The following is a 6,642-nucleotide window of genomic DNA, read 5'->3' as shown; positions in this document are numbered from 1 at the left end:
CCGGGACCCATACCCCCAGGGAGTGGTTTGGCGAAGACTGGTCGTTCGGGATTGGTAGCACCCGCAATCGATAGATCACGCGGTGTGGGTCCCGGCGTTCGCCGGGACGACGCCGTGGAGGCAGCTTGCCCTACACCTTCCCGTCCACCATCACCTCGATCAGCTTCGTTCCCGGCCGGCCAAACGCCGACGCCAGCGTCGCCTTCAGCTCGCGGGGATCGCTCACCTTGATCGCCTCGCAGCCGAGCGCCTTGGCGACGCCGGCGAAATCCACGGGCGGATCGACAAAGTCCATGCCGACATAATTGTCGTCGCCATGGAAAGCGAGCAGGCGCTGCTTGATGATGCGGTAGCCGCCATTGTTGGCGATGACGACGTTGAGCGGCAGCTTGTGATGCGCCGCGGTCCATAGCGACTGGATCGAATACATCGCGCTGCCGTCGCCCGAGAAGCATACGACCGGGCGGTCCGGATTGGCGATGCTGGCGCCGACCGATGCCGGCAGGCCCCAGCCGATGCCGCCTGAGGCAAGGCCGTGATAGCCGTAGCGATCGCGATGCGGCCGCAGCGCCGTCACTTGACGGCTGGAGGTGAGGCCCTCGTCGACGAGGATGGCGTTTTCCGGCATGGCCTCGACCATTTGCAGCACGAGGAAGTCCGGATCGATCGGCGCGCGGCCGGCGCTCTTGCCGATCTGCTCGACCAGCGCCGCGCGGCGTGCGGTCCAGTTCTTCGGCGCGATCTCGGCGAGGCGCTGCTTGGCGCGGCTCGCCAGTGTCGCGCCACCCATCTCCTTCAGCACCGGGATCAACGCGCGCAGCGTTTCCTTCAGATCCGCCTTGAGCGCGATTTCGGCGCCGTAATTCTTGGCGATCTCCCAATCGGCGAGGCCGATCTGCACGATGCCCAAGCCGTCCGGCAACGCGTCGACCTCGCTATAGACAGACATCCGCAAGGGATCGCCGCCGAGCGCAATCAGGAGATCGTACGGCGCGAGCGTATCCCGCGCGACCTTCTGCACGCGTGCCAGCGTGCCGACAAAGCTCGGGCTCTCCGACAGGAAGTGCGAACCATAGGGCGTCGAGGACTGGTAAGCCGCCGCGCCGAGCAGTTCGGCAAGCTCGGCAGCCTCCTTCAGCGCATCGCTCTTGACCACCTCGTCCATGGTGACGACGACGGGGCGCTCCGCCCTCAGCAGCCGCGCAGCAATTGCCCTCAGCGCTCCGTCCGACGGCCTTGTCCGCGCGTCGATGCGGGTGGAGCGGCCGAGATCGATCCCCGCTTCGCTGTTCAGGATGTCGCCCGGCAGCGAGATGAACACCGGACCGGTCGGCGGCGTCGTCGCGATCTTGGCGGCACGGCGCACGATGCGCGGCAAATCCTCCAGCCGCGTCACCTCCACCGCCCATTTCACCAGCGGTTCGGCCATGCGCACCAGCGGCCCATACAGCACCGGCTCCATCAGGCCGTGCCCCTGCTCCTGCTGGCCGGCGGTGAGGATCATCGGCGTGCCCGTGAACTGCGCGTTGTAGAGCGAGCCCATCGCGTTGCCGAGGCCGGGCGCGACATGAACGTTGCAGGCGACGAGTTTTCCGGAGGCGCGGCTATAGCCATCGGCGATGGCCACCACCAGACTCTCCTGCATCGCCATCACATAGGTGAGGTCGGGATGGTCCTTCAGCGCATGCATGATCGGCAGCTCGGTGGTGCCGGGGTTGCCGAACAGATGCGTGATGCCCTCGTCCTTGAGCAGCGCGAGAAAGGCGGAGCGGCCGGTGATCTTGTTCTTCATGTTTCCTCCAGGAGCGGACGTTGCCGCAAGGACTGAAAGCATGATGGCCGAAGTCGCGGGAGGCGCGCAAGGAAGCGTGGTCATGGCTGCGTTGCGCCGGAGCGGCAAACCCCGCTCTCGTGTCCCGGACGCGACGCAGCGCGCAGCGGTGCGGCGCAGAGCCGGGACCCAGTTGCTCACCGCATTCTCCGCCGCATGGGCCCCGGCTCAGCGGAGCGTCACTTCGTGCCGCACCGCGTCCGGGGCACGAGAGCGAGGCAAGCGGCTCCCGCTACATCTCCTCCCGCCCCAGCTCGAACGGGTCCTCGCCACCTGCCCGCTTCTTCTTTTTCGATCGCTGCCAGACCACGCCCGGAAAGCCCTTCAGCGGCACCAGCGGCTCGCCGGTATAGGCCCATTCCTGCAGCTCCTCGATCGCGATGTGATAGAGCGGCTGGCGGCCGGTGCGCTCCCTGAAGAGCGCACGCGGGATGTTGACCATGTGCGGACCGCGCGATCGTTCATAGGCAATCGGCGTGCCGCAATGCGAGCAGAAGCTGCGCGTGGTCGTGGTGGCCTTGTCCTCGTAACGGGTGAGTGCCGTCTTCCCCGACGTGATGCGAAACCGCTTCTTCCAGCTGCCGACATAGGTCGCGTAGGCCGCGCCGTGGGCACGACGGCTGGCGGCCGAATGATCGTGCCAGGCCCAGCGCGCGGGGATATCGATCTCGAAGGTGACCTTGCCGCAGAGGCATTGGCCGGTGGCGATCCCTGCGGCAGCTGCGGCTTTGGCCATTTGTGTTTTCCCTGCTGTCATTCCGGGATGGTGCGAAGCACCAGACCCGGAATCGCGAGATTCTCCGGTGCGCAATTGCGCACCATAGTTCGATGCTGCGCATCGCCCCGGAATGACAAGAGAACCTACGCCGTCGTCAGCTCGTCATACACGGGATAATCCGTATACCCCTTCTCCTCGCCGCCGTAGAACGTCGCGCGGTTGTACGGCGTGATCGGGTAATCGTGCTCAAGGCGGCTCGGCAGATCGGGGTTGGAGATGAAGATGCGGCCGAAGGCGATGATGTCGGCATGGCCGTCGGCGATCGCCGCATTCGCGGTCTCGCCGGTGAAGCCTCCTGCGGTCATCAGCACGCCGCTGTAGAGCGGGCGGAACAGCAGCATCGCAGACGGCACATTCTGCCAGTTGACCTCGGCGCGACCCGAGCCGCTCGAGCGCGGCTCGATGAAATGCAGATAGGCGAGACCGAGCTTGTCGAGCGCCTTCACGACATGGGTATAGAGCGGCATCGGATCGGGCTCGCCGGAATCGTTGGCGATGCCATGCGGCGACAGCCGCACGGCGACGCGACCCGCGCCCCAGACGTCGATCGCGGCCTGCGTGATCTCCAGCAGAAGCCGCGCGCGGTTCTCAATCGAACCGCCATATTGGTCGGTGCGCTGGTTGCTGCGTGATTGCAGGAATTGCTCGAGCAGATAGCCGTTGGCGCCGTGGATCTCGACGCCGTCGAAGCCGGCCGCGAGCGCATTCTTGGCGCCCTGCCGGAAGGCCTCGACGATACCCTTGACCTCTTCGGTCTCCAGCGCGCGCGGCGTCTCATAGTCCGAGATCTTGCCGTCGGCCGTCATCGCCTTCATGCCCTCGGCCTTGATCGGGATCGCCGAGGCCGAAACCGGCAGCTCGCCGCCGTGGAAGGAGGAATGCGAGACCCGGCCGACATGCCAGAGCTGGAGGAAGATGATGCCGCCCTTGGCGTGCACGGCATCGACCACCTTGCGCCAGCCGGCGATCTGCGCCTCAGAATAGATGCCGGGCGTCGCCGGATTGCCGCGGCCGTGCGAGAGCACCGGCGAGGCTTCGGCGATGAGCAGGCCGCCCGGCGTCGCACGCTGGCCGTAATATTCGGCGTTGAGCGGGCGCGGTGAAAAGCTCTCGCGCTCGGCCCGCATGCGTGTCAGCGGTGCCATCGCGACGCGATGCGCAAGCTTGTACGGACCGACCTGCAACGGTCTAAACAACGCCTCGAATTTCATGCTGACCCCGAGTTTCTTTGGAAGGATGCGGATCATATAGCGAGGGGCGGCACCCGGAAAAGGCGCCGCCCCCACAAAAGCAGATATTCCCTCCCGCGGAAGGCAGGAGAGAACAGGCGCTAGGCCGTCTTGATCCAGACGGACTTCACGTTGAGATATTCCTCGACATGCTGCTTGCCGGACTCGCGGCCATAGCCGCTCATCTTGTAGCCGCCGAAGGGCACGGCCGGGTCCATCGCCTGGTAGCAGTTCACCCACACCGAACCGGCACGCAGCGATTTTGCGACCGCATGCGCCTTGCTGACGTCGCGCGTCCACAGGCCCGAGCCGAGGCCGAAGGTGGTGTTGTTGGCACGCTTGACCAGCTCGTCCATGTCCTTGAATGCGATCGCGGAGATGACGGGGCCAAAAATCTCCTCCTGCGCGATGCGCATGTTGTCCTGAACGCCCGCGAACACGGTCGGCGAGACGAAGAAGCCCTTCGACAGCGCGCCCTCGGTGACGCGGCCGCCGCCGGCGAGCGCCTTCGCGCCTTCCTTCTGGCCGATGTCGAGATAGCCGGTGACGCGCTCGAGCTGCTGCTCGGACACCAGCGGCCCGATCTGCACATTGGGATCGAGACCGTTACCGACCTGCAGCTTCTTGCCGAACTCGGCGACGCGGCCGACAAACTCCTCATAGATCGACTGCTCGACGAACAGGCGCGTGCCGGCGCTGCAGATCTGCCCCGAATTGGCGAACACCGCCATCGCCGCACCCGGCACGGCGGCGTCGAGATCGGCGTCGGCGAACACGATGTCCGGCGACTTGCCGCCGAGCTCGAGCGAAACACGCTTGAGGTTACCGGCGGAGGCGCGGATGATCGATTGACCCGTGACGTGCGAACCGGTGAAGGCGACCTTGTCGACGTCATGATGCGAGGCGAGCGCGGCGCCCGCGGTCTCACCGTAGCCGGGCACGACGTTGACGACGCCGGGCGGAATGCCCGCCTCCATCGCCAGCTCGGCGATGCGCAGCGAGGTCAGCGGCGCCTCTTCGGCGGGCTTGAGCACCACGGTGCAGCCGGTCGCGATCGCGGGGCCGATCTTCCAGATCGTCGCGGTGAGCGGACCGTTCCAGGGAATGATGGCGCCGACGACGCCGATCGGCTCCTTCAGCGTGTAGGAGAAGATCTCGCCGGGCAGCGAGTTCTCGATGGTCTCGCCGTGGATCGCCGTGGTCTGGCCGGCGTAATAACGCAGCATGCCGACGGCGCGCAGGCGATAGGCGCGGGTGCGGCTGAGCGGCGCACCCATGTCGAGGGTATCAAGCTGCGACAATTCGTCGAAATTCTTCTCGACGAGGTCGGCAAGCTTGAGCAGCAGATTCTGCCGCTCGAACGGTTTCACCTTGCTCCACGGCCCCTCGAAGGCGCGGCGGGCGGCGGCAACCGCACGATCGATGTCTTCCTTGTCGCCCTCGGCGACGGTGGCGAGCAATTCGCCGGTGGCAGGGTTATGAGTCTCGAAGCGCTTGCCTGAGGCTGCGTCGACCCACTTCCCGTCGATCAGCATCTGCTTGTAGGACCCATTCGCGAACGGATGGCGCGTGATCGGAATAGCCTGCGACACAGCCATGGCTGCACTCCCTGTCAGGTGATTGATTGTTCGATCTGGGCGCGATCTTTAGGGTGAAGGATACAGCCGTGCCGGATAGGCGTAAAGGCAGCGCCGAACGAAGACCTCCCATGCCAACTTGTGCAGGGTCGGATTGTTGCCATGTTATAGCTCGACGAAGAGTCCTCCCCGGAGATGATCCATGTCCCATCCCGCCATCGTCAAAGACAATGTCGCCGTGATCACAGGCGGCGCATCCGGAATCGGATTTGCCGCCGCTGCGGCCTTCGCGCGCGCCAGCATGAAGGTGTGTATCGCGGACGTGGACCGGGAACGGCTGGCGGACGCTGCGACAAAACTGTCATCCGTCACGTCTGCCACAAACGTGATGACCTTCGCCGTCGATGTCAGCAGCGCGGAGAGCGTGAGGGAACTGGAACACGCCGTGGCCGCGCAGTTCGGCGGAACGGACCTGCTCATGAACAATGCCGGCATTCAGCCGGGCAGCACGCTGTTCGGCGAACCCGACAATTGGCAGCGCATCATCGCCGTCAATATGTGGGGCATCATCAACGGCTCGCGCATCTTCGCGCCCAACATGATCGCACGCGGCAAGACCGGCCTCATCATCAACACCGGCTCGAAGCAGGGCATCACCACGCCGCCGGGCGATCCCGCCTACAATGTCTCCAAGGCCGGCGTGAAGGCATTTACCGAAGCGCTCCAGCACGAGCTGCGGAACACGAGAGACTGTCGCGTCACGGCACATTTGCTAATTCCCGGCTTCGTCTTCACCGGCCTCACGGCGAAGGGCCGCACCGAAAAGCCGGCCGGCGCCTGGACGCCGGAGCAGACGGTCGATTTCATGCTGGCGCGGCTTGAGGTGGGCGATTTCTACATCCTGTGCCCGGACAACGACGTGCCGCGCGCGCTCGACGAGAAGCGCATGCGATGGGCCGCCGGCGACATCGTCGAGAACCGGCCGCCGCTGTCGCGCTGGCACCCGGATTACGCGGATGCGTTCGTGAGGTTCGTGGAGGGGAAGTGACGTTTTCCTTCTCCCCTTGTGGGAGAAGGTGGCATAGGCGGCCTTCGGCCGCCGTTCTTAAGAACGCAGATGCTTTGCATCGGCTACGGCGCCGGATGAGGGGTATCTATCCCCGAATATAACTGTCAGCGAGACTCGCGGTGAGAGACCCCTCACCCGTCTCGCCGCTATGCGGCGAG

General features: G+C 65.2%; 5 protein-coding genes. 1 reads left to right on the top strand and 4 read right to left on the bottom strand.

The window, feature by feature from the left end:
• Positions 1-130: 130 nt before the first annotated feature.
• From CV770_RS29540 to CV770_RS29520, 4 genes are all read right to left on the bottom strand, one after another.
• Entirely contained in the window at positions 131-1,792 is a 1,662-nt protein-coding gene (locus CV770_RS29540) for a thiamine pyrophosphate-binding protein (protein WP_104464881.1), read from the bottom strand.
• Between the two features lie 271 nt (positions 1,793-2,063).
• Positions 2,064-2,567 (bottom strand): GFA family protein, encoded by a 504-nt coding sequence (locus CV770_RS29535; RefSeq protein ID WP_104464880.1) that lies wholly within the window; start codon positions 2,565-2,567, stop codon positions 2,064-2,066.
• A 125-nt stretch (positions 2,568-2,692) separates the two neighbouring features.
• On the bottom strand, positions 2,693-3,820 hold the full coding sequence (locus CV770_RS29525; RefSeq protein ID WP_104464884.1) for an alkene reductase: 1,128 nt from the start codon (positions 3,818-3,820) through the stop codon (positions 2,693-2,695).
• 119 nt (positions 3,821-3,939) lie between these two features.
• Positions 3,940-5,436 (bottom strand): aldehyde dehydrogenase family protein, encoded by a 1,497-nt coding sequence (locus CV770_RS29520; RefSeq protein WP_104464879.1) that lies wholly within the window; start codon positions 5,434-5,436, stop codon positions 3,940-3,942.
• A 181-nt stretch (positions 5,437-5,617) separates the two neighbouring features.
• On the opposite strand from CV770_RS29520, the gene CV770_RS29515 reads away from it, so the two are divergent.
• Positions 5,618-6,463 (top strand): SDR family NAD(P)-dependent oxidoreductase, encoded by an 846-nt coding sequence (locus CV770_RS29515; RefSeq protein ID WP_104464878.1) that lies wholly within the window; start codon positions 5,618-5,620, stop codon positions 6,461-6,463.
• The last annotated feature ends 179 nt before the right edge of the window (positions 6,464-6,642 follow it).

This window comes from Bradyrhizobium sp. AC87j1 (assembly GCF_002936975.1).
GTDB lineage: Bacteria > Pseudomonadota > Alphaproteobacteria > Rhizobiales > Xanthobacteraceae > Bradyrhizobium > Bradyrhizobium shewense.
The sequence above is the reverse complement of the archived record's forward strand: the minus strand, read 5'-3'. Positions and strand labels throughout refer to the sequence as shown.

Bases quoted from the DNA above. Each gene is read 5' to 3' on its own strand.
- CV770_RS29540 (WP_104464881.1), bottom strand. From the start codon at position 1,792: ATGAAGAACAAGATCACCGGCCGCTCCGCCTTTCTCGCGCTGCTCAAG.
- CV770_RS29535 (WP_104464880.1), bottom strand. From the start codon at position 2,567: ATGGCCAAAGCCGCAGCTGCCGCAGGGATCGCCACCGGCCAATGCCTC.
- CV770_RS29525 (WP_104464884.1), bottom strand. From the start codon at position 3,820: ATGAAATTCGAGGCGTTGTTTAGACCGTTGCAGGTCGGTCCGTACAAG.
- CV770_RS29515 (WP_104464878.1), top strand. From the start codon at position 5,618: ATGTCCCATCCCGCCATCGTCAAAGACAATGTCGCCGTGATCACAGGC.
- CV770_RS29520 (WP_104464879.1), bottom strand. From the start codon at position 5,436: ATGGCTGTGTCGCAGGCTATTCCGATCACGCGCCATCCGTTCGCGAAT.